A 25,382-nucleotide genomic window follows, 5' to 3' on the forward strand; every position below is an offset into this window, starting at 1 on the left:
CAATCCCCATGACCTGTGACGCTCGGTGAGCAGGGCACCCGTGCTCGGCTTTCACCCTTCGAACCTTGGTGGATGCCCTTGCCACTGAGGAGTGGGGAGCCAGGGCCGTTCGGCTCTTCGCCGCCGCGGCGGCTGGTCTGCCGCTCGCCGGGAAGGCGCGGATTGCCCAGTGTGCCCGGGAGGAACCTCGCAGGGTCGCTTCTATCCTGCTGATAGATTCCTTCTGGTGAGCGAGCAACTCCCCAGTGGTGGCATCGAGCTGTCGGCTGCCGAGCTCGATGCCCTCGACACCAGGTGGTCATCCTGCTGGACCCCGGGTGAGGTTACACAGCGCCTGGCCGGGGTCGCCGCGCCGTGGTGTGTCGCCGCTGGCTGGGCGCTGGATCTATTCCGCGGTACGCAGACACGCGAGCACGGGGACATCGAGATTGCGATCCCTGCCGCAGAGTTCCCCGGGGTTCGCAACCGGTTTCCCGGATATGTCTTCGACGCGGTCAGCAGCGGCCGGATCTGGGAGAACGCCACACCGGACGTGCTGGCAGCCACACACCAGACTTGGCTGCGCGAGCCGGCCACCGGCGACTACCTGCTCGATGTGTTCCGGGAACCCCACGACGGCAGGACCTGGATCTGCCGACACGATGAGACGATCCGACTTCCCTACAGCGAGATCGTCCACCGCACCCCAGAGGGCATCCCCTACCTGGCGCCTGAACTGGTCCTGCTGTTCAAGGCCAAGCACGCGCGGCCCAAGGATCAGGAAGACCTCAACGCCACCGTCCCGCACATGACGTCAGCTCAGCGCACGGCACTGGCCGAGTTCCTCACCCGCGTCCACCCAGGACATCGCTGGCTCGGGAACCTGTAATCCACCTGATGGCTGGCTGCGATGACACGTCGTCTCTTGGGACACCCGCGACCCCGTGCACGCTGGCCACAGATCTCTGAGGTGGCTATGTGAGGTCTCGGGGTATCCTTGACGGTTTGTCATCACGTGACGTTCGACGTACTGGTGTGTGTCTCAGGAGGTGCTTGACTGCTTCTGGCTGTCCTCGCGTTTGGAGACGACGCGGAGCATGCTGACCGGGCCGGTGTTCCTCCGCTGTTTGACGGCGATCTCTTCGCCTTCGTGGAGGATGCGGAAGTAGGTGTCATCGATGATGACGGTGACCATCTTGCCGGCATTTCGCTTGCCGAGTTTCAGGCGCTGTCGGGTGACCATGATCCGGTCGTTGTCGCTCACCCGTCGCTGAACTCTCATGGCTCCGGTCGGCAGTGCCGGGGCGGGGAGGCGTCCGCCGGCGGCTCGTGCTCCGCGCAGGGAGGTCAGTTGGTCGCGCCCCACGGGGCAGGGCCAGCTGCCGATGAGAGCATCGTCGGTGATGGCGTGCATGAGGTGTCCGTCGAGCAGCAGGGTGATTTTGCGTCCCGCGAAGCCGTTGCTGACGTGGTAGCCCTCTCCCTTCGCGCTGATCAGTCCGTCGCGGTGGACGAGACGGTCGATCTCGATGGCCTGTCCGGCTGGGACGGTGAGTTGTCCGGTCTTCCCGTTGCTGCGGGGCAGAGCCGGGACTCCTGGCGGTGGCCCGGCTGGCCGGGCCCCGCGCATGGTCAGCCAGCGCAGGTTCTCGGGAGTCAGCCGTGAAGCGACCGTCTTGACCAAGTGACCGTCCATGACGACGTGGACACTGCGCTGGTCTGCCCGGACCCGTGAGGACCCGGCCAGCCATGGCCTGCGGGAGCGAGATCCTCAAGGCCCCGGGCACCAAGGTGGGTTCTCCGCCGGGTGGAACCCGAGCCTCGAACTCGACGGCACCGGATCCCGCCGGAGACGGTGGTGGTGCCTCTATGACACCGATCATGAACGGCTCGCGCTCCTCGTCGCCGAGACCGACCTCGACGGGAGATGCGGGGTCGGTGCGGGTGGGGCCATTGGGTCGGAAGTGACTAGCCGGAACGGCCATGTGCAACGACTGGTGGGGGCGCCGGTAGTTGTAGGTGGCCACCCATTCGTTGATCGCCTGCTGGGCCGCTTCCTCAGAGGTGAACGGCGCGACGCGGTCGAGGAATTCCTCCCGCAGGGTCCGATGGAACCGCTCGATCTTCCCGGTTGTGGTCGGCGAGCGAGGCTTGGTCCGCCGGGCTGTGATCCCGTTCTGTGATCCCGTTCTCCCGGCAGACCCGTTCGAACAGCACCTCCACCGGCTCAGGCTTGGTATGGCGCCCGGTGAACTGCTTGCCGTTGTCCGTCAGAACCTCTGACGGGACGCCGTATTGGCGCATCGCCGCCGCGAACGCCTCGCAGACGGCACGGCCGCTGGGAACCGCGACCACGGCGGAGATCACCACGAAGCGCGAGTGGTCATCGATCCCCGTCACCATCTTGCACTCTCGTCCGTCAGCGAGCATGACCCCACCGACCAGGTCCATCTGCCACAAGTGCATCGGCGCTTCCCTCTGCCACCTGCGGTCCTTGCGCTTGTGCGCCTGGGCTTGAGCCGTAATCAGCCCGTTCCGGGCAAGCACTCGGTGCACCGTCGCTCGTGAGGGAACCGGAGCGTCCTGCCGCTGAGCCAGCTCATGGCTGATGCGGCGGGCGCCCCAACGCGGATGCCGCCGTGCTTCGCAAATCGCCGCCTCGACGGCGGGCGGCAACCGAGTCGGGCTGGTCCGCGGACGGCAAGACCTGTCCGACAAACCGGCCAGTCCCTCCTGCTCGAACCGCTTCCGCCAGGTGTGCAGAGACTGACGGGTCGTTCCGTACCGCTCTACCACCTCGCCGATCGGCGAGCCGCCCAGGACATCACACACGGCCCGATACCTGAACTGCGTCATTGCTTCCGGATCCATGGGCCGCCTCCGCTGCCATGCCAACACAGCGGAGCGGAGCGGAGCGGTCAAGGATGTGCTGAGACCGAACTTGGCCAACACCCGAAAGCCGTCAAGCAACTGCCGACGACAAACGGTCAAGCAAGTCCTGGGCCGTTACATAGTCACTCCGAGAAATGCGATGGGCTCTGGCGTCTCTGAGAGACTGCCGACATGACGGACAGGATCGTGGTCAGTGCCTACAACCCCCAATGGTTCGAGCGGTTCGAGGATCTGCGGCAGCGGCTGGCCCCTCACGTCGCGGATCTGGCTTTGTCCATCGAGCACGTCGGCAGTACGGCTGTGCCCGGGTGTGTCGCCAAGCCGATCATCGACCTCGATATCGTGCTGTCCGAGGAAGCGGCCATGCCCGAGTTGATCTCCCGGCTCGCGGGACAGGGCTACCAGCACGGAGGCGACCTGGGGATCCAGGGACGAGAGGCATTCCAGGCCCCACCTGCAGCTTTCAAACACCATCTGTACGGCGTGGTCGCGGGCACAAAGCCTCACCTTGATCACGTGCTACTCCGTGATTACCTGCGGCAGCGGCCCGCTGAAGTCCAGCGCTACAGCGCGTTGAAGATGGCCCTGGCCCAGCGGTCTACAGCCGACAGCGAGGGCAGGGCGGCCTACTCGGCGTCCAAGAGTGCACTGGTGGAGGAGCTCATAGCAAGGTCCTACGTCGCGAGTGGCCGGCTCATGTGAGGGCGGCGTCTGCCGTACTGCGTCGACGGGCGCGCCTCTGTGACGGTGGGGCGGACCGCGTGGGGACGCGGTGCTGGTCAGGCCAGGGCAGTGGGGGCCAGGCGAATGGTGTCCCGCTGGTGCCGGGCTCGGATGCGGATCGGCCTGGGCCGGACGGCGGCCTGCCGTTCGACAGGATGGGGCTCGCTGCGCGGAGGCCGCGGCGGGCGGGTGAGGCGGCGGATGATGAGCGTGATCATCGTCCAGGTGAGGTGCGCCTCGCTCGCGGTCTACCGCAAGGCGCATCTGTACGGGCGGGCCGAGCGGGCCCGGTTCACCCCGGGGAGCAAGGGGTGGTGCAGGCGTCCTTCGACGGCCTGACGCTGGGCATGCTGATCTGTTACGACGTGGAGTTCCCGGAGGCGGTGCGGGCGCACGCGCTGGCCGGCACCGATCTGCTGCTCGTGCCGCCGGACTGATGCGGGCCTGGGAGTTCGTGGCCCGCACGCTGGTGCCGACCCGCGCCTTCGAGAGCCAGCTCTACATCGCGTACGCGAACTGGACCGAGGACAACGGCGGCCTCAGTTTCTGTGGCCACACCACGGTCGCGGCGCCGGACGGCACGACGCACGCCGTCACCGGGGACCGCGAGGACCTGCTCGTGGCCGACATCGACCCGCTGGTCCTCAAGCGCGCCCGCGCCTCCACGACGCATGACAAGACGACATGACGAGACGACATGACGAGACGGAGGGGCCCGGAGGCAGTCACTGTCTCCGGGCCCCTCGTCGTGCCGTCGTGGCGGGCGGCCGTCAGATGCGCGGCCGCTCGAAGCGCCGCGGCTTCTCGGGGGCGAAGGGAACCCCCGTGGACAGCCCGCGGGCGCCGACGACCAGCGCCTCGCCCAGGAATCCGACGCCGATGGAGAGGTTGATCGGCCGGGCCTCCGCCTGCATGCCCATGTGCACCGCGAGGAAGCCGAAGGCGGCCATCACCAACAGGGAACCGATGATCACGAGGAACGTCCTGCCGGTGTAGCGCTGGTAGAGGATCCCTTCCTTGGGATAGACCTGGATGGTGGCGCCACGCACCGCGCCGAGCCCGACACCGAGCACCGAACCGGCGATGACCCAGCCGAGGTCCGTACCGGTCAGCCCCTTCACCTCGGTCAGCGCCCAGATCCCGAGGCCGGTGAGGACCAGCGGTGGCGCGAAGAGGTCCCGGGCGTTGAGCGGTTCGCCCAGCAGGCGCTTGATCACCACTACGACCGCGCCTATGGCGATGATCGTTACGAGCATCCACGTGTCCACCACTGCACCCCTTGGTTCCTGGCCTGTCCGTGCCCCAGCAGAGGCGCCAGATTAATTTAGCAAGCCCGTGCTATAACAGCAACATGCCAAGAGTCGTCGTAGCCGAAGCCCGGCGCCAGGATGTCGCCCAAGCCGTTCTCCGCATGGTGGGCAGGGAGGGCCTCGAAAGCGCCTCCCTGCGGAACGTCGCCCAGGAGGCCGGGCTCGCCATCGGTTCCGTGCGGCACTACTTCGCCAGCCACACCGAGCTGATGATCTTCACCATGGAAGAGCTGCGGCGCCGCATCGACGGCCGCATCCGCAGCCACGCCGAGCAGCTCCTCGACCCGGACGCGGGCATCGACCGCCGCAGCCGCACCGAGGAGATGTTCGCCGAGTTCCTCCCCCTCGACGAGACCCGCCGCGAGGAGGCGGTGGTCTGGCTGGCGTTCGTCACCGCCGCGCGCACCCGCCCGGAATTCCGGCCCTGCGCGCGCCGGATGCACGAGGAGGCACGCGAGCTGATCGGACGGGTCCTGCTGGAGGCCCAGCGCTCCGGTGGCATCCCCGGCGACCTCGACATCGCGCTGGAGACCCAGCGGCTGGCCGCCCTCCTGGACGGCCTCACCCTCGGCGGGGTGCTCCACCCCGATCTGATGCCGCCCGATGACGCGCGCGCAATCCTTCACCGGCATCTGCGTGCCCTGGCCCCCGGCCAGGAGCCCGCGTGAGTCTTTGATCTTGAGCATGGGCGAGGGGAAAGCGGCGTGAGGCTCACCGCGGGCGGGCGCAGGCTCGTCGTCGCCGCTCTCGTCCAGTGGCTCGGCATCGGCCTGTTCATGGCGAGTTCCATGGCGTACTTCACCCCGAGGGGCGCAGCGCACGCCGTAGACCGACCACGAACGCCAACGCGAGAAGGCCCACGACGATGAAGTTGAGCGTCCACACCCAGCCGTAGTCGCCGAGCGCCAGCGAACTGACCGGGTGGCGCAACGCGTTGTAGTGGGCGCGCATGGAACCTTCGGCGAGATGGACGAGTGTGAACAGCGGACCACTGACCACCCCGCAGATCAGCAGCGACCGTAATGCCACCGAAGAGCCACAGCTGCTTACGCCCGAACTCGATTGCACTGACCCACTCATGTTGTCAATTTAAGTTGACACTCTAGGATTGTCACTTGTAGTTGACGCGCCAAAGGCGGGTGAGCGCGAACGCTTCCCCCGCAGCAGCTTCAGGCAACAGACTCACCCTCACGGCCTTCGTCGTGGTCACGTGCACCTTGACCGGAGCACATGATCAGACGAAGGCCGCCCCGGCGTCCGGCGAATACCCAGCAGGGCTACCCAGTTCGAGACGCTGTTCGAGGCCCGGTGATGAGCAAACTCACTCAGGCAGTGCCACGGTGAGATCCACCTCGACGAGTTGTCCGGGAAAGCCCAACTGGGCGACGCCCAGGAGCGTGCTGGCGGTTGTGAACGCCGGGCCGATGGCAGAGTCGGTGAGCCGACGCCACGCGGCTGCGAGAGCCTCCCTGTCGTCGCTCCGCACGTAGATCACTGACCGCACCACATGGTGCGGCCGGGCCCTCACGGCCGTGAGGGCAGTGAACGCGTTGGCGGCCACCTGGTCGACCTGCGTCTCAAGGGAACCGCAACCGACGAGGTCGCCGTTTCGATCAAGCGGACACTGCCCCGCCAGATAGGCCGTACGGCCAGTTTCCACCACGGTGACGTGGTGGTAGCCAGGCGTTTCATGCAACTGCTCGGGGTTGATGCGGGTGATCTTCTCAGTCATGTACGCGAGTCTGACCAGGGTGCTGCCAGCACGCACCGCAATTTCTTCCAAGCTCAGTGAGTGTTTGAGAACCGATCACATCCCGGAAGCAGCCCTGTCAGTGGGCTATGCCAGGGTGTGCGTCGTGGACGAACTGGTGGAGCGTGTCGATGATCAGGATCGTGTCCTGGGGGTGGCCAGTCGCCGGCAGGCAGTTCGGGAGGGTTGGCTGCACCGGGTCGCCGTGACGGTGTGTCGTGATGAGGATGGGCGGATCATCGTTACCCGCCGGTCGGAACAACTGTCGCGCTTCCCCGGGCTCTATGAGGTCGTGGTCGGTGGCGCCGTGGGTGTCGGTGAGTCCTATGAGCAGGCCGCCGCGCGGGAGCTGGCCGAAGAGCTGGGCGTTCGTGTGCAGCCGCGCTTGCTGTTCACGTTCCTCAACCGCAGCGGTTTGAGCCCTCACTGGCTCGGCGTTCACGAAGCCGTGGTGCCGAACGCCGTGGCCGCTGATTCTGATGAGATCGCTTGGCATGGCCGGCTGACCGAGCCGGAGCTGCGGCAGGCCCTGCTGGAGTGGAGCTTCGCCCCCGACAGCCACGAAGCTTTCAACCGGTACCTTGCGTTCCGGCTCCGTCCCAGAAATGCAAGGCCGTAAGCCAGGCGATGCCTAGCGATCTGTCTCTGGCAGCTGGCACGATGAACGCCCATGGATGATCAAGAAGCTGTCCAAGCCCATGCTCTAGTGCGACATCCCGTGAGTTCCCCTGAGCGCCGCTGAGTCCCCGTGCCCGTGGCCAGGGGGTTGTTCCCCCTTCGGGTGGCCTGCGGTCTCGTGACGTAACTTCGGGATTCTTGAAGCGTTCTCACCGTGTCCGAATGGTCCGCAGTCGGGCTGAAGGTGAGGGGGCTCGGGTTGGCGGCGCTGGCAGTTGTACGGGACCTGCGCGAGCACTGGGCGCCCGCGTCGGCGGAGGAACTGGAGCAGTTCGAGACCGACGCGCTGTCCGGGTTCGTCCTCGCACGTGCCTCGGCAGGGCTGGCGGACGGCACGATCCGCGGGGATGTCGGACACCTGGACCAGATCAGGACCTGGTTCGGTCGACCGCTGTGGGATATGGAGCCGGCCGACGCCGACGCGTACTTCGGGAAGGTGCTGCGTGGCTCGCCGAGCGGCACCCGGCTGGCCCGATCCCAGGCGCTGACCACGTACTTCATGTTCCTGGAGCTGCGGCACAAGGTTGAACTGCACCGGATGACCGGCCGGGTCATCGAGTGCCCGATCAACGAGATGAACAAGCCGCGCGGCGCGAAGGACGCCCAGCTGCGGATTCCACCGAGCGAGCCGGAGATCGGAACGCTCTTCACCGGCTGGGGCGGCGAGCTGGCCACCTGCCGCAAGTTCGCCCCAACCGCCAGGAACTACACCGCCTCGAAGCTGTTGTCCCAGGTCGGCCTGCGAGTGAGCGAGGCATGCGGGCTCGACCTGGACGACATCAAGTGGGATCTGGGCCGCTTCGGCAAACTCCACGTCCGGCACGGCAAGGGCGCTCGCGGATCGGGGCCGCGCGAGCGGATGGTGCCGCTGATCAACGGTGTCGACCGGACCCTTCGGTGGTTCATCGAGGACGCCTGGCGCCAGTTCGACGACAACCACACCCGCCCCGGCGCCCCGCTGTTTCCCTCCGAACGCAAGAACGCCGATGGGTCCTCGCGCCGGGTGGGCGACGACGCCCTGCGCAATGGACTCAAGGAAGCGGCCCAAGCGCACCTGCCCGGGTGGGGCAAGGAGCTGACACCGCACGTCCTGCGGCATTTCTGCGCGTCCCAACTTTACGGAAACGGACTGGACTTGCTCGCAATCCAGGAGGTTTTGGGGCACTCGTGGATCGCCACCACGATGCGATACATCCACGTCCAGCAGACCCGGGTCGAGGACGCCTGGGTCGCCGGGATGGAACGGGCCGCGAAGCGGCTGGAAGGACTGGTCTGATGAGGTGGAACCTGCGGCTGACCGCCGCAAACAAAGGGGTCTGGAAGGCTTCCGAGCTCCAGCGGAACCTGGCCGAGCACGGGTTGGTGATCTCGGCGGGGAAGATGTCCGGTCTGTGGTCAGGGCAGCCCGTTTCGCTCAAGCTGGAGGACCTTGACGTCATCTGCGTCGTCCTCGGCTGCGAGATCGGCGACCTGCTGATCCCCGAGCCGGAGAAGGTCAGCCGCCCAGGGCAGGCGGAGACGGAACGAGCGGCGGTCGGCGCGGGGACTGCCACACCGGCGGTGATCCCCAAGCGCCGGGACGGCCGGTCGCTGCCGCCGGAGTGAACTGATGGCACGCTTCCCGAAGGGCTACGTCAAGCCCACCAGCTCCTGCCCAGGCTGCCTGGCCTGGGGCGACTTCCGCGGTCGGCTCTGCCACACCTGCTACATGTTCGGCCGCAGCCACGAGACGGCCGTCTGCATCGGCTGCCGGCGAGTACAGCCGCTGAAGTGGGAATACTGCCGTCTGTGCTGGTGCCAGGCCCGATTCAACGCCAGGACCGCCACCGGCATGCCGACCGTCAGCGGCGAGGTGATAACTCCGTGGCTCCAGACCGTCCGCCATCACCAGCTCTTTTTCGTGGGACTGCACTACCGCAGAGGATCGGCTCTCACCACCCTGCACCACGTCAAGGCACGAGAAGCATCCCGCAAGTCGCCACCCATATTGCGCTCACAGCCGCGCACCGCTTGGAGCCAACTGCCACTGTTCGAGCAGGTTCCGCGTGACTACGGTCGGCTCGACCCGGCCTCCGTCGGCCTGGCCAGCCCCTGGCTGGCCTGGGCGAAGCACCTCGCCCACCAACTCGCCGAAGCCCGGGGGTGGGGACGCAACCTCCGCTTCGCCGTCAACCGCGGCCTGGCCGTCGTCCTCACCGGTTACGTCGAGGGCGACGTCGTCCGGCACAGCGAGATATTCACCCCGCTCAGGGCCCTCGACCTGCGCGTCGGACACGTCATCACGGTCCTTGAGGAGATGGGAATCTTCCTGGACGACAGCGAACCCTCCTTCGAGCGCTGGCTCGCCGGGCGCCTGAAGGGTCTTGCCCCGGGCATCGCCGCAGAAGCCGAACGCTGGACTCGGGTTCTGCGAGACGGCGGCCCCCGCAGCCTGCCCCGGCAACAAGGAACGGTCTAGCTCTACCTCAATCGAGTCCGCCCGGCCCTGCTGACCTGGTCGGACTCTTACGACCACCTACGGGAAGTGACCCGCCAGGACATCCTCACCCACCTCAAGACCTTGCACGGTCACCACCGCAGAGACCAACTTGTTGCCCTGCGTTCGTTGTTCGCGTGGGCCAAACGATCCGGCCTGATCTTCCGCAACCCGGCCAGCCGGATCAAGGTCGGTCAGAACGAGTACAGCGTGCTCCAGCCACTCGCACCGAACCAGATCGACCGCTCCGTGGCCGCAGCCACCACTCCAGCCGCGCGACTCGTCCTCGCCCTGGCTGCGGTGCACGCCGCGAGGGTCGCTCAGATCGGCGCCCTGATACTCGACGACGCTGATGTTGGCAATCGTCGATTGACCATCGCCGGCCGAGTCCGCCCGCTCGACGATCTCACCCTGAAGTTGCTGCTGGAGTGGCTGGAGCACCGCCGGAAGCGGTGGCCGAGCACGGCCAACCTGCACCTGTTGGTCAACAGCAAGACAGCGATGGGAACCAGCCGAGTGAGCAATCACTGGATCAGCGCACCGATGCGCGGCCAGAAGGCGACATTGGAGAGGCTCCGCGTCGACCGACAGCTCGAAGAGGCCATGGTTCAAGGACCTGACCCCCTCCACCTCGCTGAGGTGTTCGGCCTCCACGAGAAGACCGCCATGCGCTACGCGGACTCCGCACGGGCCCTGCTGGACCAGGCAGCCGAGACCGACCCCGCGAGTTGATCCCGAACCCACGGGTCCATCCCCCAAAATCAGGGCGCCGCACCCTCAGGTTCGTAGTGAAGAACCTTCAGTTTCCGCGAACTCGCGGAGGTCCCCGGCCTCGGGGAACATCGGTACAGCAGTTGGCGCTGAGAACGATCATGGTCAGGACGTGAGCGTACTGACGCGGTTCTCGTCCTCGTGGCGGGCCTTGCGCTGGGCCGGGACCGCGGGGGCGCCGTGCCCGCCGTCGAGCGGCTGGCGGCGGGCGAGGAGCTGGCGGTGGACGGCGGGGACGGCGTCACGCGGTGGCCCAGGATCTCGAAGAACGCCCGCTCGTAGCCGATCCACACCTCCGGTGCGTCCCGTCCTCCAGCATCCGGTATCCCAGGTCTTGCCCCGGGTCACCGGCGGCAGACCGCGGGCAGCCGCGATCTGCCGCAGGCGCGCGATGCCGGTGTAGGCCTAGGAACGGGGTCGACCTTCCAGCCCACTCGTTTCGCACTGTCGTGCGTCCACCGCGGCGGCCCGCCGCGCGGCTGGGGCAGGGGTTGTTCACCGCCTCGAACCGCTCTGCCTCGTCAGGGATGGACGCCAGGATCGTGTGGATCGTGTGGGACACGTCCGAGCGCCTGTGCTGCTTCGGCCAGCGCGAGGCCACCCACCGGTAGTCGCGGACCGTGGAGTGGGCCAGGCCGATGTCCTCCGCGAACATCCGGATGGCCTCGCTGACGGTGAACAGGTCCTCCTTCCCGGACGGGTTCACCCCTCCATAGGAGCGCATCGGCTCGATCTCCCCGGCCGCGTCCCCGATCCGCCACTGGGCCGCGCTCATCGTGGCCACCCAGTCGCGCCCCAGCCTGACCAGCTCGTCGTAGCGTTCCCGGCTCACGCTGCCGCGTTGGCGGAGGACTTGATGGTCTGGGAGTCCAGCACGCAGGCCGACGGCTCGCCGTCGCGACCTTCGGCCGCGCGGACCAGGTACCCAGCGGGAGCGGCCCAGCGTGAGCCGCCCGGCGGGAGCACACCGGAGCCGGGCGATCACGCGCTGGGCCGCTCCCGCGGTGGGCTGTCGACCAAACTGCACCTGGCCTGCGAGCACGGGCAAAGGTCCTTGTCGCTGGTCCTCAGCGCCCGGCAGGCCGGGGATGCCCCACACTTCGAGGCGGTGATGGCCGGTATCCGCATCGCCCTGCCGGATGGTGGCCGACCGCGGACCCGGCCGCAGCGGGGTCCGCGCCGACAAGGCGTACTCCTCCCGCGTCATCCGCGCCCACTTGCGGCGGCGCCAGATCGCCTGCACCATTCCCGAGCCCGCTGACCATGCCGGTCATCGGCGCAGGCACGGCAGCCGGCCGGCCGCCTTCGACCCGACCGACCACCTCGGCCGACATGCCGTGGCGTGCGGCATCAACCGCCTCAAACGCCTCCGGGCGGCAGCCACCGGTCCGACAAGCTCGCCGTCCGCTACCTGGCCACCATCCACATCACCGCCATCGACGAATGGCTCCACCTACTTCGGTACACGGCCTGCTATCGCGCTTGGGCCAGATGAGGCCCTGATCGGTCCAGATGACGCCCTTGTTGCGGCAGAGGCAGAAGGGGTGACCGGTGGGGTCGGCGTAGACGCGGAAGCCGTAGCCGTCGGGGCCGGTGCAGTCCCGCTGCAGGGTCACGCCGAGGAGCAGGACGCGGCGCTGTTCGGCCTCGATGTCGTCGACTTCGAAGTCGAGGTGGAACTGCTTGGGGTGCTCGCTGTCGGGCCCCTGCAGGGCGCGGTAGTCCTCCACCTGGATGAAGGCCAGTTCGATCTCGCCGAACTGGATACCGGCCCAGTTCTCGTCACTGCCCTCCTTGACCGGGAGCCCCATCACCTCGGAGTAGGGGCTGCCAGCTTCATCGTGTCCGGGCAGTCGATGATGAAGTCGGTTAGTCGTAGCATCCCGCGCTCTTGCCACAAGACCGAATGAGCCGGACTTTGAGACAGGCCCTAGGCTTCTGAGCTGAGCCTTGTTCGGTTGAGTGGCCTGTTCGGCGTGGGGGAGTTTGTCTTGGCTGTTCCGTGGGAGCTGGCGATCTCGAGCGCGGGCGGTGTTGCCGCCACGGTCGTAGGTGTTGTCGCCGGTGGTGTTGTCGGACGACGGGGCCAGAATCAGCAGTGGATCAGGGACAATCGGACAGCAGCGTATGCAGCCTTCTTGCAGGCGTTCGCCACGCTGGAGATGGAACTTCGTGAGGCGTTCCTCAAGGACCGGCCCCATACGGCTGATTGGGTGCCGTGGCACTCGGCGCTGACGACGATCAGTCTGGTTGCGCCGCGTGAAGTGGCGGCGGCTGCTTCGGAGCTGACGGGGACCGTGGGACGCTTCGCGGAACTGGTCGATAGCTCACCCAAGACGCGCGAGGACTTGCGGGGCATCCACACCGCCCTCGTTGAGGGCCAGATGCGTTTTGTCAATGCGGCCCGTGCCTCGCTGGACGGGTCACAGTTGCCGCTGGACTGGCAGCTTGGTGGCCCGCCGCCATGGCACGAGGTCGAGCCGTATGCCCCAGCTCCGTCGGCGGACGGATCCGTCTAGGCTCACAAGCCTCAGAGCAGATCGACGCGGCCGTATCGGGCGATGGTCTTGTTCAGCTGCTTCTCGTCGGCGGCCTCGACCAGCTCGTTCACCAGCTTGGTGGCCAGCGTGTAGCGGACTCGGTAGCCCTTTATGGCGGCCTCGGTGCCCAGGGCGATGAGCATGTGCGACTTGCCGGTACCAGAGTCACCGATCAGGCAGAGGGGCTGGCTCTTCTCGATCCATTGGCAGCTGGCGAGGGTGTGGATGGTGGCCGGGTTGATGTGGGGGTTGGCGTCGAAGTCGAAGGTCCACAGCGACTTCTCCCTCGGGAAGCCGACTGCCTTGATCCTACGTTCCGTGCGGCGGCGGGCCCGGTCGCCGCACTCGGCCATCAGGAGCTCGGCGAGGAAGCCGCGGTAGGTCATCTGGTCTTTCACCGCCCGGTCGGTGATGTCGGCGAACGCGTTACGGATCGAAGGACACCGCAGGATGCGGCAGGCGGTGTCGATGGCGGCGTCGGCGGCCTGCTCGGTCAACCCTCGCTGGCGGGGCTGAGTCACTGGGCTTCTCACCTGGTGGGCGCCGCCGCTGGCGCGACGGCGTCGGAGCAACTGAGCAACTTGAGCAACTGCGTCAGTTGCACACCGGCGGGTGGCGGGAGCCTGGATCGAGCGCCCACGGCGCCGTGGTGACGCGCCTCAGTCGCAAGGGTGCGCGGGAGGCACCATGGCCTGGCGCAGTTGCCGTGCGCGCTGGTGCTCCCCCAGGTCATCTGGCCCCACGTCTTCCAGAGGCCCAGTTCCCCGTACCGCCGATACCGGTTGATCCATTTGGAAGACGGTCGGCGGGGCGTTGCGGTGCGGCACGGGCAGCATGCGGACCGCCCTGCCCGGCGCTGGGCACCGCACGCCATCGACCGTACGAGCAGGGGTGTTCATCGCGGCTGCTGTTCGGCAATCACCGCCCAGTCGTCCGCTGCGCGGCCGTCGGCGATCGCCTGGTCGAACACGCCTCTGAGCAGTTCGCCGAACGGCAGGGAGACCGCTTGGCCTGCTGCTGCCTCGAGGGCGAGGTGGAGGTCCTTGCGTCCCAGTGCCGTGGTGGACCCGGCGGGCTGGTATCTCCGCTGCGCGATCATCGACCCATATCCGGAGTAGACGGGTCCCGGAAAGAGCGTCGAGGTCAGCAGTTCGACGAACTGGCCGGGGTCGGCGCCGGCCGCGTCGGCGACGCTGACCGCCTCCCCGAGCGACTGGATCGCGCAGGCGATCAGGTAGTTGCCCAGGACCTTGGCGATGTTGGCCTGCTCAGGCAGCTCGCCCAGGCGCCAGGTGCGGGATCCGATCACGTCGAAGAACGGCTGGACCCGGTCGATGAGTTCGGGCTCTCCTGCGGCGAGGATGTTCAGCGCACCGGCCTCCGCGACGCTGACCCGGCCGAACACTGGGGCGGCGACATAGCCGATCCCGTGCGCGGCGTGCGCCTCTGCGGCACGGCGGGCCAGCCCGACGCTCACCGTGGCCACGTTGACGTGCACCGCCCCAGGCCGGGCCTCGCCGAGGACCCCGGAGTCGAGGAATGCCTCCGCGAAGGCGGTGTCGTCGGACAGGACCGAGAACACCACCGAACACTGGAGGGCCTCCGCGACGGATGCGACGCGGAGGGCACCCGCCTCCGCGAGCTCTTGTGCAGGCCCCGCTGAACGGTTCCACACCACGGTCTCGTGGCCCGCCCGCACCAGATTGCGCGCGATCGCCCGCCCCATCCCGCCCAGACCGATGACTGCAACCTCGCCCATCGCACAACCTCCACATACGAACCGTCTAAGACGGCTCCATTCTGGTGTGGGTCGATGTCTGTGTCGAACTGGCTAAACTGGTTCAAGCGGCGGTCCATGGTGGTGCGGAAGGTGGTGACTGTGGAGGCCCGTCAACTGTTCCGGCTAGACAACGAGGTGCTGGCGTTCCGCTTCACTGCCACGATGAGCGACCGGGCCGGCGCGGCGCCCCGGGAGCGGCTCTCCGACCACGGCCGGCTCAAGCTCTGGTTGCACGCCGCGGGGCTCGGCGTGCCCGACGTCTCACCCGCCGAGCTCCAGGATGCGCTCGACTTGAGGGAGGCGATCTACCGTGCCGGGCTGGCCGTCACTGTCGCCCAGCGACCCGATCCGGGTGACGCGGCGATCCTGAACGCGGCCGCGGCCGCAGGACAGCCAAGGCTCGCGCTCGAGAACGGGCTCGCAGTCTGGCACCTGAACGAGGAAACACCGGTACCGGACGCTCTCGGCGTGCTTGCCGCCAACGCCATCCAAGTCCTCGGAGGCCCCGACCGCGGCCGGATCAAAGCATGCGAAGGCCCCGGCTGCGCCGGCCTCTTCCTCGACACCAGTCGCGGCGCAAACCGCCGCTGGTGCTCCATGAACACCTGCGGCAACAGGGTCAAAAAGGCCCGACTTGCCAACAAGTAACCGACTACAGGAAACCGCGCCCAAAGCTGCCCGCCACCGCCTCGCGCTCATCTCACAGGCGCGTCGCCAAGCCGACCAAGATGTTCCGGTCGCCGCAGTGCCATTGGCCGGCCGCGATCAGTCGCTCGACCACGGCCCGCAGCTGGTCGGCGGTGACGGCCGCGGCGTCGTCGGTGGGCCGAGCCGGACCGCGTCCGGGACCTGCGTCCACGAAGTACGGTCCGGGGTCAGCGCGACGACGGACGAGTGCGGCCCTCCCGGGATGATCTGCGCGGCCTACCGAGAACGGCCGTGGACATGGCGGAACAAGCGTCCGGCGAGCACGCCGCGTCCGAGCTCAGCCATGGGGAGACATCCACGGCGAGCACGATCCGCCCCGCGAAGCGCGGTATCGGCAGGGAAGCCAGAGTCAGCTCGAAGAACGCATCCGCCCGCGCGGACAAGCACTCATAGAAGGCCATCCGTAAGCAGGACAGTTCCGCGACCGCGTCTCGACGGTCGACCTGTTGCAGCACTCTCGTCACCAGGGCCTTCCTCATGAACTCCCGCGCTCGTCACAGAGCTCAGGATCACGGGGAGGCCGCCCCCATGCCCGGTATCCGCTTCAAGTTCGGGGTCCGCTTCGAGTTCGGGGTCTGTTCGAGATCCCGAGTGGGGAGAGCGGGGCGATTGAGGAGCTCAAGATCAGATCTGCGGGTGGTCTCCGGTGGTGCCGTCGAGGAGTTCACGCACGATGTCCATGTGACCCGCATGCCGGGCGGTGTCCTCAAGCATATGGATGAGGACCCAGCGCAAGGACACCTCGTTGCCGTTCCAGGCCGTGCCCAAGTCGTCGAGGTCCAGCTCAGCGATCGTCGCGTCCGCGGCTGCCCGAGCCCGTCCGTAGAATTCCACGATCTGTTTGGTGGTTTCACTCGTGGCCACGAACATGTCTTCGGTGAAGGGATCGAACCAGAACGGCTCGGTCTCGCGTCCGAACGTCGTGCAGAACCACCCGTACTCGACGGTTGGCAGATGTTTCACCAAGCTCAGCAGATTCGTCCCTGATGGAGTCATCGGCCGTCGTAATGCGTCATCATCCAGCTCGTCGAGCTTCCAGAGGACCGCATCGCGGTGCCGGTCGAGGCCGGCGTGCAGACTCTGCTTCTCCCTGCCGATGAACGGCACATGCTTGATCATGCGCGGAACGTAGCAGCGACCACGCCGACTCTCCTCACAGTGTGAGGAGAGTCGAGGTGGCCTGCGCGTGCCGCCCTGGCACCTCGCATTCAAACGTTCCCGTGGGCGGGATCCGTTGAATGCCGCCTCCGCCTCCGCCTCCGCCTCAGAAAGATTCGGGATTACCCGCACTGCCAATCAGTCACTCCGCACGCCATGTGACCTACTTCACATTTCCGGGTTGAAAGCACTGGTCAGGTTGGGGTTGCGGAGCTAGCCACCACAGCAACGACCATCGCGCCGCCTCGTCTGGCCCCTCCGGGCGCCCATTCGCAAGAGGCCTCCTGCTACTCCTTCCAGCCGCCATCGCACGTGGAGCTCCGCGTGCCCTATCCCGAGGGGGAACCGCATGTCCACGCTCGCTCTGTTCGTCGTTCTACAGCTCGTCCTGATGACTCTGGTGGTTGTCGGAGCCGTCTCCGCCAGCGGCGGCCAGTGACCGGCGGAGCACGGGTGCGGCCAGGCCGCAGCAACCGCGAAACAGAGGTTGGACATGTCCTCACTCCCCCTCCCCACGCGTCCGCAGGCGCTACCAGCCGTGCCCGTACACACGTGACGGCGACTTACGCCTACATCGCCCACTTCATGGCCGCCCCCCTGCCCCTGCCAGAACCCTCCACCACCCGCTGGATCACCAGCGCGACCGACGTCCGCTCCGCATGGCGCGGCCTGGTCCAGGCCCGGCAGGAACACCGGCTCGCCAACACCTGACCCCGGACACACGGGTGGCCCCGGCCAGATGTCTGGTCCGGGGCCACTGTCACGTACACACAGGGGAGTTATTCCAAGAAGCCGTCGATGGGCGCGGCGTCGTATTCTGTCGCGCCTGCCGTGGTGATGCCGCTGGGTGAGCCGGGCAGGCGAAGAGAGTCGGCGGCGCTCACATGCAGGTCGGCTTTTCCGTCACCGTCTGTGTCGCGCAGCCGTACCAGGCCACCGAACTGGTCGTCGGCTGTCAAAGGTCCTGGGACGCCGGGGGTGTTGCGGGCGAACCACTGTGAACCGGCACCGGACAGGCCGCTCGCCCGGCCCTTGAAGACGTGTACGCCGCCCGCGTGGTCCAGGCCGTCGATCTCCTCGCCCCGTGCGCCGACCGCGAGGTCCGCGTAGCCGTCGCCGTTGACGTCGCCCGCCGAGAGGGTTGAGCCGAACTCGTCGTAGTTCTCCGGGGTTCCGGCGACGCCGCTCGTGGACTGGGTGAGGCGGGCGCTGCGGGACGGGCCGGTGGAGGCGCCGTACCAGACGCTGACGCGGCCCTTGTGCTTCGAGTAGAGGGAGGTGCCGATGGCGATGTCGCCGTAGCCGTCCTTGTCGAAGTCGGCGATGACACCGTCGCCGCCGCGCTCGGTGCTCCCGCCGTTGCCGGACTGGGACTCCAGGCGCAGGGTCTTGCCCGGGGTGAGCGAGCTCGCGCCGCCCTTGATGAACCAGGCGTCGGACGCGATCTTTTCGGGGTTGACCACGTCGCCGATGATCGCGAGGTCGGTCTTCTTGTCGCCGTTGACCTTGCCGGAGATCAGGGCCGTGGCGTAGAAGGCCGTTGTCTTGTCGAGTTTGGTCACGGTGCCGGTGGTGCCGGAGCGCTTGAGCGGGCCGCGGTAGACGTAGGTCATGGATTCGTTGATGACGGCCAGGTCCTGCTTGCCGTCCCCGTTGAAGTCGCCGGTCGCCAGGTCCTTGCCCATGTAGTTGTGGCGGCCCGGGTTCTTGTTCGGGAGAGTCGTGCCCTTGGACAGGCCGGAGGCGGAGCCCCACAGGATCGTCACGGCGCCCTGGAAGCCGTTCTCGCCGGTCGCCGCCACCGCGAGGTCGCCGTATCCGTCGCCGTCGAAGTCCGCGGCGGCCCGTACCTCGCCGAACATGTCGTCGGCCTCGTCGGCGCCGGGCACGCCGGGGCTCGCCTGGGTGAGGCGCTGCTGTCTGGAGCCGGGCCCGGTCGCGGTCCCGAAGACCACGGTGACGCCGCCGCCCCCTCTGGCGCTGAAGCTGGAGTACGCGTAGTCGCGGTAGCCGTCGCCGTTGAAGTCGTCGCCGTGCTTCGCGGGCGCGGCGCTCGCTGTCGCGGCGGGCAGGGTGAGGGGGCTGAGGCCCGTGATCAGGAAAGTGGCGGCGAGCGGGGCTGTTGTGCGTATGCGCATGGGTGTTGGGGTTCCTTGCGAGTGGAGGGGCAGAGCGTGAAGGAGGCGGAGGCGTGTGGTCAGTCGGTGATCCGGGCGTCGAAGCGGGTGCGTGGCCAGGTGGTGCGTGAGGGGTGCCGCGCCGTTCACCGCAAGTTGTCCCAGGCTAGTGGATGACGTGCAGGTTCCCGGAGGGCTTTCGAGAGCGGTGAAGGTGCTCGTCAGCAAGTCAGCGACGTACGTAGCTCTCGTTTCTCGGTCTCCAGGAATTTGCGAGTAACAACGGCTAACACAATGAGCCAAGTGGTCAGTGGCTGACCGACCGAGCGGGAGCCAGGTCGACGGCCATGCGCTAAGTGTTCGACTGCAACCTGTGGGCGAATCTCTGTGTGTTCAGGACCGCTCGTTGCAGTCCGGCCCGACGAGGCGTGCCCCTACTGCCAGGACCATAAGCACTGCGGTGCAACCGCCCAGCAGCATGACCGCGGACGGAGAGGTGCGGTCCAGGATGACTCCCCCTACGAGTGCCCCAATCGAGATCGTTGCCTGAAAAGAAGCCGTGAACAAGACCGATGCCGCTTCCGGAGCGTGCGGTGCCGCCTTGGAGAACCAGGTCTGCGACGCGACTGGTACGGCGCCATACGCGATGCCCCACACGACCAGCAGCATCACTGCGCCGGTCTCCCAGCGGCCCAACGCTGGAAGCAGGAGAGTCACCGTGGCGATCAGGGCGGCCGCGAGCCCGAAGACGCTCCGCGGATACCGCGCCACCCAGGCGCCGCCCAGGAAGTTGCCGAGGATGCCAGCGACACCATAGAGCAGCAAGAATGCAGTGATCAGACCACCGCTGGCGTGGGTGACCTGTTCCAAAAATGGTGTCACGTAGGTGTAGGTGCCGAAGTGAGCCAGCACAACAAGGAACGTCAGCAGGAGTGCGAAGCGAGTGTTGACGCTGCGGAGCATGCCTCCCAGAACGCCCAGCCGTGTGGTCCGGACCGCAGGAAGCGGCGGGACGAACAAGAGCAGCATGATCAGTACGCCGACCGTCAGAGCTCCCATGACGGTGAAGGCCGTTCGCCATCCGGCGAGATCTCCGATGAGGGTGCCCGCCGGCACGCCGAGGACGGATCCCAGCGGGACGGCAGAGAAGATCACAGCAGTTGCCCTGCCGACCGAGGCCGGCGGCACCAGTCGTTCCGCCAACCCTGCTCCGATCGGCCAGAAGCCGCCAATCGTGATTCCGACCATGATCCGGGAGGTCAGTACGAGCCAGTAGTCGGGCGCCGCGGCGGCAAGAAAGTTCGCCAGTGCCAGCAAGAGCATGAAGACGCACAGCATCAGTCGGCGGTCGAAGCGTGCCGTGGCCACGGTGACCAGTGGAGCAGCAAGCGCCGCCAGAAAGCCCGGCATGGTCATCACCAGTCCAGCCATCCCGTCCGAGACGGTGAAACTGGATCCGATCGAGGTCAGCAGACCAATCGGCAGGATCTCTGTGGTGACGATGGCGAAGATCCCCAGCATCACCGAGACCACGGCCAGCCACCCCATCAGCGGGGACCGAGGGAGTAAGAGTTTGCCGTTGACTGAAGCTGTGGTGGTTGCCGGCATGGTGTCCCGTCCTGTGAAAGGCAGCGCGTTTCGTGATCAGTTCAGCAGGTCTCATCGAGAGGTGGCTGGCAGATCTGCGACTGCACCCTTGCCCTTCACGGGTGATGTCGCATTCCGGCTGTCAACGGCCGACGCAGTGAGGTGCCTTGGCCCTAGCTGTGGTGCCCGCAGGGCGGGCTGAGCATTCCGATCACATGGGGCTTCACCGTGGATCGTGTCGGATGAGCTGTGGGAGCGGATCGAACCGCTGCTCCCTTGCAAGCAACGGCGGCTCCGGTATCCGGGGCGCAAGCCCATGCCGGACCGGAAGGTTCTCTGCGGCATCTTGTACGTGCTGCACACCGGCATTCAGTGGGAGTACCTGCCCACCGAGATGGGCTTCGGGTCGGGCATGACCTGCTAGACGACTACGAGACTGGAATGAGGCCGGAGTCTGGCAATGACTGCATGAGGCACTACTTGCCGAGCTCAATGCCGCATCGCGGCTCGACTGGTCGCGCTGCGTTGTCGACTCCAGCCACGTGCGAGCGTTGAAAGGGGGATCCACACGGGCCCGTCGCCGGTCGACCGGGGCCGGGCCGGCTCCAGACACCATCAGATCACCGACGGGCGCGGCACTCCGCTCGCGGGTCATCCTCAACGGCACCGTGCCGTGGCACCTGACCCCACACGAGGTCGACAAGTACTTCGCCGGTCCGGGGAAGCGCGCACACAACACGCACCGGCAGAAGCTCAACCACATCGACGCGTTCTTCGCCTTCCTGGAACTGCGCTACGCCCACGCGATCATGATGCGGTTCGGGGCGGCGGTGGAGTCACCGGTCGACCCGTTCAACAGGCCCGTTCACCGTGGGGACTTCGGGCTGCGCATCCCGCCATCGCGGACGGCGATGAAGGAGTTCTTCGCGCGCTGGCGGGGGCAGTTACCGTACGCCCGGAAGTACGCCAACGTACGCCGAAGTACGCCGTGGCCTGCCGCGACTACGTCATGACGAAGATCGCATACATCTCCGGTGTGCGGGCTGCCGAGCTGTGCCCGGTGACGATCGGCGATGTCCACTGGGAACACGGCCAGTGGGGCCGGTTCGTCGTCGAGGGCGAGGGCGCTCGCGGCGCGGGGCCGCGGCGCCGCGAGGCGTACATGTTCCGGCGAGGGGCGCGAGTTGCTCTGGTAGTACATCGAGGAGGACCGGGCGGAGTTCGGCAACGACGCCGATCACCCGTCGGCACCCCTGTGGCCGTCCGAGCGGAAGCCCAAGGCGATAGCGGCGTTGAACCTGCCCATCGCGCCGGCGATCACACCGTCGACATTGCGGCGCCAGCTCCACACGGCGGCCGCGAGCTACCTGACCGGCCCGGTCGCCGACCTCTTCCCGCACCTTCTTCGGCACGACTGCACAGGCTGACCCCGAGCATGCCAATGGTGCAGCGAGCTCGAGGGCGGCCCAGCGTCTGGTGATGGACAAGGGGAACCTTCGGTGAAGTGGAATCTGAGGATGGTGGCCGCTCAGCGGGACCTATGGCGTCCCACCGAGTTGTTGGAGGCGTTCAAGGCTGTCGGGTCCACGCCGTCGCTGAGCAAGGTCGCTGCGATGTGGGGCGGTACACCGGTCACGGTGCGGCTCGATGACCTAGACAAGATTTGTGCGGTGCTGAACTGCGCCGCCGGCGATCTGCTCCAGGCCGAGCCCCTGGAGGCCACTACCGGAGAGAGCGAAGCACTGCCAAAAGCCGTGGGAGCCGAAGGCTCCGGCGGCTCCGGCGGGGGTCCCGTACGGCCGATGCCCCATCGGCAGGGCAGCCGTCGCTCGTTCCCGCCGAATGGCTGACCATGTGTCAGGGGTGCACGGAATGGCGGAAGAAGCATCCGAGCAGGGCATATGAGGCATATGTCTGCGCTGCCGTCACACGGGAAACCTCAATTCCGACCGTCTGTGCCGGGCATGTCTGCACGCCGTCCGACTCGACGCCGATGCCGCGTGGGTCACCGACCCTGAAGGCGCCGGCCCACGAAGCCGCCAGCTGATGTTCCTCTACTATGGCCTCGCCCCCACCCACGCCCAACCGCTGAAAAAGTACGGCAGGCGCACCGGCCGCACAGGCGCCGATCAGCGCGAGCGGCTGCACTGGGTGGAACACATACGCGCGGCCGCGGCGCCGACGCGGGACGACCCTGCCGTCCCCCCACTCACTGTCGGGGCAGCTGCCGCTCTTCCCGGTCCGCCGGATGCTGTCCATCGATGTCTGCCGGCGCATTCCGCAAAGGCCGCTCGCCGGTTACCGCGACGTCGTCGAGCACACTGCGGCCTTCGCGGCGGAGACCGGCATCAGCAAACCCATGCAGCGCGAGTTGCACGAGATGCTGCGCCTCGCGCTCGCCGTGCGCGACGCAGACGGCGACGACCTCGTCGACGAGTTGGTCCTCGACGACATCCCCAACTACGGCCGGTCCGTCCGGACGGTCCTTCTGCGGGCGCAGATGCTCAGGCTGCTGCCAGAGCCCCCCGAACCTGACCGCCCCCAGCGGTCACGGACATCGCGGACTACGCGCCGTCTCTGGCCGCCCCGGACCATGACAGCGAGGTTCTGCCAGCAGTGCGGCTGATGGTTCACTGCGAAGATGAGGGTCACCTGCGAGCCCTGCTCGGCCTTCGCCTTCCGGACGAGAGGGAACCGCCCGGTATCCACGGGAGCGTGCGACCGCTGCCACCGTGTCGGCCTGCCGCTGGCTGACGGACACTGCCGCGGATGCCGCCGGCACGTGGCCAACTACGGCCCAGGGCCCAGGGGACATCGCCCGGTTCGGAGCCCAGCTGTGGTTTGGCCCACCAGCCCCGGCACACCCAGGCTTGCGTGGCTCGGACGTGGCCCCGCCTATCCTGCGCCGTCCTGTCTCCGAGCCCCTGGCGGCCCCCGGCGGCCCCCGGTGGCCCCCGGTGGCCCCTGGTGGCCCCGGGGCAGGAGAGGCTGTTCGAGGTCCGGCAAGACTGGCGCCCGGTGACCGAGCTGGCGCGGCAGGACTTGCCGACGCTCACGGACTCGGCCAAGCGGCTGCTCGCCGACCTTGACAGCGTGATGAAGCAGGAGATGTGGTCCACAGTCCCCGCCACCAAGACCCGACACACGCTGACCGTCTTGGTGTCCTGGCCCGGCGCCGATGCCCCGCTGCTGGAGACCGACATCCGCGCGCTCGTCGACAACCGTCCCCCGAAGTTCAGCGGACGGCGGGTCACACAGTTCCTTGAGACCCGAGAGCTGCTGATCCCGGATGCCGCATTCCGCCGCGACGTGCAGCAGAAGCGCCTGGAGGTCGAGCTCGCCGCACTGCCCGAGACGATCGCACAGGAACTCTCGGTCTGGATCAAGGCAGTGCGCGGAGAGGACAAGTGGCACCACACCGGCCGCATCTACCGGAGCCTCGCTCGCTACTGGCACGGTCTCGACCCGATCCTCAAGGGGTGGCTCGCGGACGGCATCGAGAGCCTGCGTGAGATACGTGAGATAACCCGCGACGACGCCAAAAGGGCAATCGCTACCCGCAAGGGGACACCGGCCCGCGCTCAGCGGCACTGATATCCGCCGGCTGCTGCTCACCGACCTCGACCTGTCCCGTGAGCGGCTCGTCGTCCGGCGTCCCGGCAAACGGCACATCATCTACCTGGACGAACTCACCTACCGCTGCGCCTCCGCGTGGCGCCGTGAACGTCACCGCCGCTGGCCGGTCACGACCAACCCACATGTGCTGATCAACCGATGGACCGCGGTAGACACCACCCAGTTGCCCATCGGCACCACGTTCACCGCCATCTTCCGGCCCACCTGGCTCACGATGCCGACGCTGCGGCAGGACCGGATTCGCGACGAGGCATTCGAGGTCGACGACCCGCTCCACCTGATGCGTCTGTTCGGCATCTCCTCTCACACCGCCATGCGGTACATCACCGCGGCCCACCCCCAACGCACCGCAAAGCTACCCCGATGAGGCGAGCGGCAGCCATCAGGGGCGGGTCCGGACGACGGACGAGGGGCGAGGGGCGAGGGGCCGACGTGATCCCCTGAGATGTCTTTGAGTGCCCGAACGTGTGATCCGTCCACGGAGCAGTCGCCCAGGTCCAACAGGTCAGCGCGGCGCTCCACCGCAATGATCTACCGCGCAATGATCGCCCTCATGACCCGCGCATAACACGTGAATCCACACCAACCTGGCGAGGCACACGAAACAGAATAAGTACGCAGAACGGGGCCAAACAACGGGTCAAAACACCCCGCAAGTGCCGGACGAGTTACTCACCCCCCATCACGGCCCTCATTCAAGCCATCCTCTGCCTGCATCTGACCAGCTCAAACCGAGGGTGAAAACGGCTCGGTGCATATTTCTGTCGCGTTGGCAAAGAGGGCGCCACGCCTTCCGGCCGACGCGTTAATTTCCACCCCTTCGGCCGTTTACCTTCTGGATGTTTTTGTCGCTTTCAGGCGGGCAACCTGGAAGGAGAGGTACAACCGCCAAACTGGAGGCGGCGTATACGCATCGCCAGTAGGACGCTCGACGTCAAGCGCTGCAAGAAATACCCGGCAGTCGCGGCACGGCATGCATTGAGTGACTTCTGGAAAATGCGCATACATGTTCCCTTGTTTCCGTCAAAGAGAAGGGGAAGACAATTGTCGGATAATCTCATCGAATTGGTGGCTCCCCGTATGAGTCCGCCGGTGACACGCAAGCCCTGCAGCGCGGCCAGGGACGACGAAGGGGCCGAGCAGTCCATCTTCGGCGTCACCATCGGCGGCTTCACCTTCGCCGACGATGGTGACGATTAGCAGAATGATGGCTGGGAGCGCCGGACAGGTGGGAACCACCCCTCCATCCGGCCTCCCGGCCCATCGCGGTGAGCTTC

General features: G+C 67.0%; 27 protein-coding genes and 7 pseudogenes. 20 read left to right on the top strand and 14 right to left on the bottom strand.

What is annotated here, in order from left to right; genetic code table 11:
* Positions 1 to 226: 226 nt before the first annotated feature.
* The gene (locus ACWDVB_RS09995) at positions 227 to 868 is read left to right on the top strand and encodes a nucleotidyltransferase domain-containing protein (RefSeq protein ID WP_451514370.1); all 642 of its coding nucleotides are present in this window, start codon (positions 227 to 229) and stop codon (positions 866 to 868) included.
* A 153-nt stretch (positions 869 to 1,021) separates the two neighbouring features.
* Here the strand turns inward: ACWDVB_RS09995 and ACWDVB_RS10000 are convergent.
* A pseudogene (locus ACWDVB_RS10000) lies at positions 1,022 to 2,850 on the bottom strand (IS481 family transposase).
* Between the two features lie 192 nt (positions 2,851 to 3,042).
* On the opposite strand from ACWDVB_RS10000, the gene ACWDVB_RS10005 reads away from it, so the two are divergent.
* The 3 genes from ACWDVB_RS10005 to ACWDVB_RS10015 all read left to right on the top strand — a co-directional run bounded on the left by ACWDVB_RS10005 (position 3,043) and on the right by ACWDVB_RS10015 (position 4,282).
* On the top strand, positions 3,043 to 3,573 hold the full coding sequence (locus tag ACWDVB_RS10005) for a GrpB family protein (protein ID WP_451514369.1): 531 nt from the start codon (positions 3,043 to 3,045) through the stop codon (positions 3,571 to 3,573).
* Between the two features lie 332 nt (positions 3,574 to 3,905).
* Positions 3,906 to 4,031, top strand: coding sequence for a nitrilase-related carbon-nitrogen hydrolase (locus ACWDVB_RS10010; RefSeq protein WP_451514368.1), 126 nt, complete (start codon positions 3,906 to 3,908; stop codon positions 4,029 to 4,031).
* Entirely contained in the window at positions 4,031 to 4,282 is a 252-nt protein-coding gene (locus ACWDVB_RS10015; protein ID WP_451514367.1) for a nitrilase-related carbon-nitrogen hydrolase, read from the top strand. Before ACWDVB_RS10010 ends, ACWDVB_RS10015 begins: the two co-directional genes overlap by 1 nt.
* A gap of 82 nt (positions 4,283 to 4,364) precedes the next feature.
* Here ACWDVB_RS10015 and ACWDVB_RS10020 read toward each other — a convergent pair whose 3' ends face one another.
* Positions 4,365 to 4,850 carry a DUF1453 domain-containing protein gene (locus ACWDVB_RS10020; RefSeq protein ID WP_451514366.1) on the bottom strand — a complete coding sequence of 162 codons (486 nt, stop codon included), beginning with the start codon at positions 4,848 to 4,850 and terminating at the stop codon, positions 4,365 to 4,367.
* A gap of 95 nt (positions 4,851 to 4,945) precedes the next feature.
* Here ACWDVB_RS10020 and ACWDVB_RS10025 point away from each other — a divergent pair, with 95 nt between their 5' ends.
* The gene (locus tag ACWDVB_RS10025; protein WP_451514365.1) at positions 4,946 to 5,572 is read left to right on the top strand and encodes a TetR/AcrR family transcriptional regulator; all 627 of its coding nucleotides are present in this window, start codon (positions 4,946 to 4,948) and stop codon (positions 5,570 to 5,572) included.
* A gap of 130 nt (positions 5,573 to 5,702) precedes the next feature.
* On the opposite strand, the gene ACWDVB_RS10030 is transcribed toward ACWDVB_RS10025, so the two are convergent.
* Together ACWDVB_RS10030 and ACWDVB_RS10035 are read right to left on the bottom strand one after the other, a co-directional pair.
* A complete protein-coding gene (locus ACWDVB_RS10030; protein WP_451514364.1) occupies positions 5,703 to 5,933 on the bottom strand; it encodes a DUF998 domain-containing protein in 231 nt (76 codons plus the stop codon).
* Between the two features lie 292 nt (positions 5,934 to 6,225).
* Complete coding sequence (locus ACWDVB_RS10035) at positions 6,226 to 6,636, bottom strand: RidA family protein (protein ID WP_451514363.1); 411 nt, start codon at positions 6,634 to 6,636, stop codon at positions 6,226 to 6,228.
* A gap of 136 nt (positions 6,637 to 6,772) precedes the next feature.
* On the opposite strand from ACWDVB_RS10035, the gene ACWDVB_RS10040 reads away from it, so the two are divergent.
* From ACWDVB_RS10040 to ACWDVB_RS10065, 6 genes are all read left to right on the top strand, one after another.
* On the top strand, positions 6,773 to 7,273 hold the full coding sequence (locus tag ACWDVB_RS10040; RefSeq protein ID WP_451514441.1) for an NUDIX domain-containing protein: 501 nt from the start codon (positions 6,773 to 6,775) through the stop codon (positions 7,271 to 7,273).
* 213 nt (positions 7,274 to 7,486) lie between these two features.
* Positions 7,487 to 8,608, top strand: a complete 1,122-nt coding sequence (locus ACWDVB_RS10045; protein WP_451514362.1) for a tyrosine-type recombinase/integrase — start codon at positions 7,487 to 7,489, stop codon at positions 8,606 to 8,608.
* Complete coding sequence (locus ACWDVB_RS10050) at positions 8,608 to 8,937, top strand: helix-turn-helix domain-containing protein (RefSeq protein ID WP_069774978.1); 330 nt, start codon at positions 8,608 to 8,610, stop codon at positions 8,935 to 8,937. The genes ACWDVB_RS10045 and ACWDVB_RS10050 overlap by 1 nt, the downstream gene beginning before the upstream one ends.
* A 4-nt stretch (positions 8,938 to 8,941) precedes the next feature.
* Positions 8,942 to 9,790: a hypothetical protein gene (locus ACWDVB_RS10055; protein WP_451514361.1), complete on the top strand. Its 849-nt coding sequence runs from the start codon at positions 8,942 to 8,944 to the stop codon at positions 9,788 to 9,790.
* A gap of 66 nt (positions 9,791 to 9,856) precedes the next feature.
* The gene (locus tag ACWDVB_RS10060; RefSeq protein ID WP_451514360.1) at positions 9,857 to 10,540 is read left to right on the top strand and encodes a hypothetical protein; all 684 of its coding nucleotides are present in this window, start codon (positions 9,857 to 9,859) and stop codon (positions 10,538 to 10,540) included.
* A 180-nt stretch (positions 10,541 to 10,720) separates the two neighbouring features.
* Positions 10,721 to 10,861: a hypothetical protein gene (locus tag ACWDVB_RS10065; protein ID WP_451514450.1), complete on the top strand. Its 141-nt coding sequence runs from the start codon at positions 10,721 to 10,723 to the stop codon at positions 10,859 to 10,861.
* Here the strand turns inward: ACWDVB_RS10065 and ACWDVB_RS10070 are convergent.
* From ACWDVB_RS10070 to ACWDVB_RS10080, 3 genes and pseudogenes are all read right to left on the bottom strand, one after another.
* On the bottom strand, positions 10,821 to 11,354 hold the full coding sequence (locus ACWDVB_RS10070) for a DUF6192 family protein (protein ID WP_451611957.1): 534 nt from the start codon (positions 11,352 to 11,354) through the stop codon (positions 10,821 to 10,823). The two genes, ACWDVB_RS10065 and ACWDVB_RS10070, sit on opposite strands and share 41 nt — an antisense overlap.
* A gap of 56 nt (positions 11,355 to 11,410) precedes the next feature.
* Positions 11,411 to 11,500, bottom strand: a pseudogene (locus tag ACWDVB_RS10075) (IS5 family transposase); the annotation flags it as partial.
* Between the two features lie 506 nt (positions 11,501 to 12,006).
* Positions 12,007 to 12,461: pseudogene (locus tag ACWDVB_RS10080) on the bottom strand (VOC family protein).
* Between the two features lie 76 nt (positions 12,462 to 12,537).
* Between ACWDVB_RS10080 and ACWDVB_RS10085 the strand changes: the two are divergent.
* Positions 12,538 to 13,098 carry a hypothetical protein gene (locus ACWDVB_RS10085; RefSeq protein WP_451514359.1) on the top strand — a complete coding sequence of 187 codons (561 nt, stop codon included), beginning with the start codon at positions 12,538 to 12,540 and terminating at the stop codon, positions 13,096 to 13,098.
* A gap of 14 nt (positions 13,099 to 13,112) precedes the next feature.
* On the opposite strand, the pseudogene ACWDVB_RS10090 reads toward ACWDVB_RS10085, so the two are convergent.
* From ACWDVB_RS10090 to ACWDVB_RS10100, 3 genes and pseudogenes are all read right to left on the bottom strand, one after another.
* A pseudogene (locus ACWDVB_RS10090) lies at positions 13,113 to 13,640 on the bottom strand (ATP-binding protein); the annotation flags it as partial.
* 374 nt (positions 13,641 to 14,014) lie between these two features.
* Complete coding sequence (locus ACWDVB_RS10095) at positions 14,015 to 14,428, bottom strand: NAD-binding protein (RefSeq protein WP_451514439.1); 414 nt, start codon at positions 14,426 to 14,428, stop codon at positions 14,015 to 14,017.
* A pseudogene (locus ACWDVB_RS10100) lies at positions 14,423 to 14,905 on the bottom strand (NAD(P)-dependent oxidoreductase); the annotation flags it as partial. The gene ACWDVB_RS10095 and the pseudogene ACWDVB_RS10100, both read right to left, overlap by 6 nt.
* Before the next feature lie 27 nt (positions 14,906 to 14,932).
* Between ACWDVB_RS10100 and ACWDVB_RS10105 the strand changes: the two are divergent.
* Positions 14,933 to 15,547: a CGNR zinc finger domain-containing protein gene (locus ACWDVB_RS10105; RefSeq protein WP_451514358.1), complete on the top strand. Its 615-nt coding sequence runs from the start codon at positions 14,933 to 14,935 to the stop codon at positions 15,545 to 15,547.
* Positions 15,548 to 15,599: 52 nt separating this feature from the next.
* Here ACWDVB_RS10105 and ACWDVB_RS10110 read toward each other — a convergent pair whose 3' ends face one another.
* Both ACWDVB_RS10110 and ACWDVB_RS10115 read right to left on the bottom strand, forming a co-directional pair.
* A complete protein-coding gene (locus ACWDVB_RS10110) occupies positions 15,600 to 15,758 on the bottom strand; it encodes a hypothetical protein (RefSeq protein WP_451514357.1) in 159 nt (52 codons plus the stop codon).
* A 473-nt stretch (positions 15,759 to 16,231) separates the two neighbouring features.
* The gene (locus ACWDVB_RS10115) at positions 16,232 to 16,726 is read right to left on the bottom strand and encodes a DinB family protein (RefSeq protein ID WP_451514356.1); all 495 of its coding nucleotides are present in this window, start codon (positions 16,724 to 16,726) and stop codon (positions 16,232 to 16,234) included.
* A 591-nt stretch (positions 16,727 to 17,317) separates the two neighbouring features.
* On the opposite strand from ACWDVB_RS10115, the gene ACWDVB_RS10120 reads away from it, so the two are divergent.
* Positions 17,318 to 17,476: a hypothetical protein gene (locus ACWDVB_RS10120; protein ID WP_451514355.1), complete on the top strand. Its 159-nt coding sequence runs from the start codon at positions 17,318 to 17,320 to the stop codon at positions 17,474 to 17,476.
* 68 nt (positions 17,477 to 17,544) lie between these two features.
* Here the strand turns inward: ACWDVB_RS10120 and ACWDVB_RS10125 are convergent, their stop codons facing one another.
* Together ACWDVB_RS10125 and ACWDVB_RS10130 are read right to left on the bottom strand one after the other, a co-directional pair.
* Positions 17,545 to 18,903, bottom strand: coding sequence for an FG-GAP and VCBS repeat-containing protein (locus tag ACWDVB_RS10125; RefSeq protein WP_451514354.1), 1,359 nt, complete (start codon positions 18,901 to 18,903; stop codon positions 17,545 to 17,547).
* Positions 18,904 to 19,275: 372 nt separating this feature from the next.
* Positions 19,276 to 20,490, bottom strand: a complete 1,215-nt coding sequence (locus ACWDVB_RS10130; protein WP_451514353.1) for an MFS transporter — start codon at positions 20,488 to 20,490, stop codon at positions 19,276 to 19,278.
* A 211-nt stretch (positions 20,491 to 20,701) separates the two neighbouring features.
* Between ACWDVB_RS10130 and ACWDVB_RS10135 the strand changes: the two are divergent.
* The 6 genes and pseudogenes from ACWDVB_RS10135 to ACWDVB_RS10160 all read left to right on the top strand — a co-directional run.
* Positions 20,702 to 21,118, top strand: a pseudogene (locus ACWDVB_RS10135) (IS5 family transposase); the annotation flags it as partial.
* Positions 21,119 to 21,131: 13 nt separating this feature from the next.
* Positions 21,132 to 21,972, top strand: a pseudogene (locus tag ACWDVB_RS10140) (site-specific integrase); the annotation flags it as partial.
* Positions 21,969 to 22,319, top strand: a complete 351-nt coding sequence (locus ACWDVB_RS10145; RefSeq protein WP_451514352.1) for a helix-turn-helix domain-containing protein — start codon at positions 21,969 to 21,971, stop codon at positions 22,317 to 22,319. The pseudogene ACWDVB_RS10140 and the gene ACWDVB_RS10145, both read left to right, overlap by 4 nt.
* A 398-nt stretch (positions 22,320 to 22,717) precedes the next feature.
* Entirely contained in the window at positions 22,718 to 23,095 is a 378-nt protein-coding gene (locus tag ACWDVB_RS10150) for a hypothetical protein (protein ID WP_451514351.1), read from the top strand.
* A gap of 392 nt (positions 23,096 to 23,487) precedes the next feature.
* Positions 23,488 to 24,063, top strand: coding sequence for a hypothetical protein (locus ACWDVB_RS10155; protein WP_451514350.1), 576 nt, complete (start codon positions 23,488 to 23,490; stop codon positions 24,061 to 24,063).
* 166 nt (positions 24,064 to 24,229) lie between these two features.
* Positions 24,230 to 24,472: a hypothetical protein gene (locus ACWDVB_RS10160; protein WP_451514349.1), complete on the top strand. Its 243-nt coding sequence runs from the start codon at positions 24,230 to 24,232 to the stop codon at positions 24,470 to 24,472.
* Positions 24,473 to 25,382 lie beyond the last annotated feature (910 nt).

The organism is Streptomyces sp. NPDC003379 (assembly GCF_053589195.1).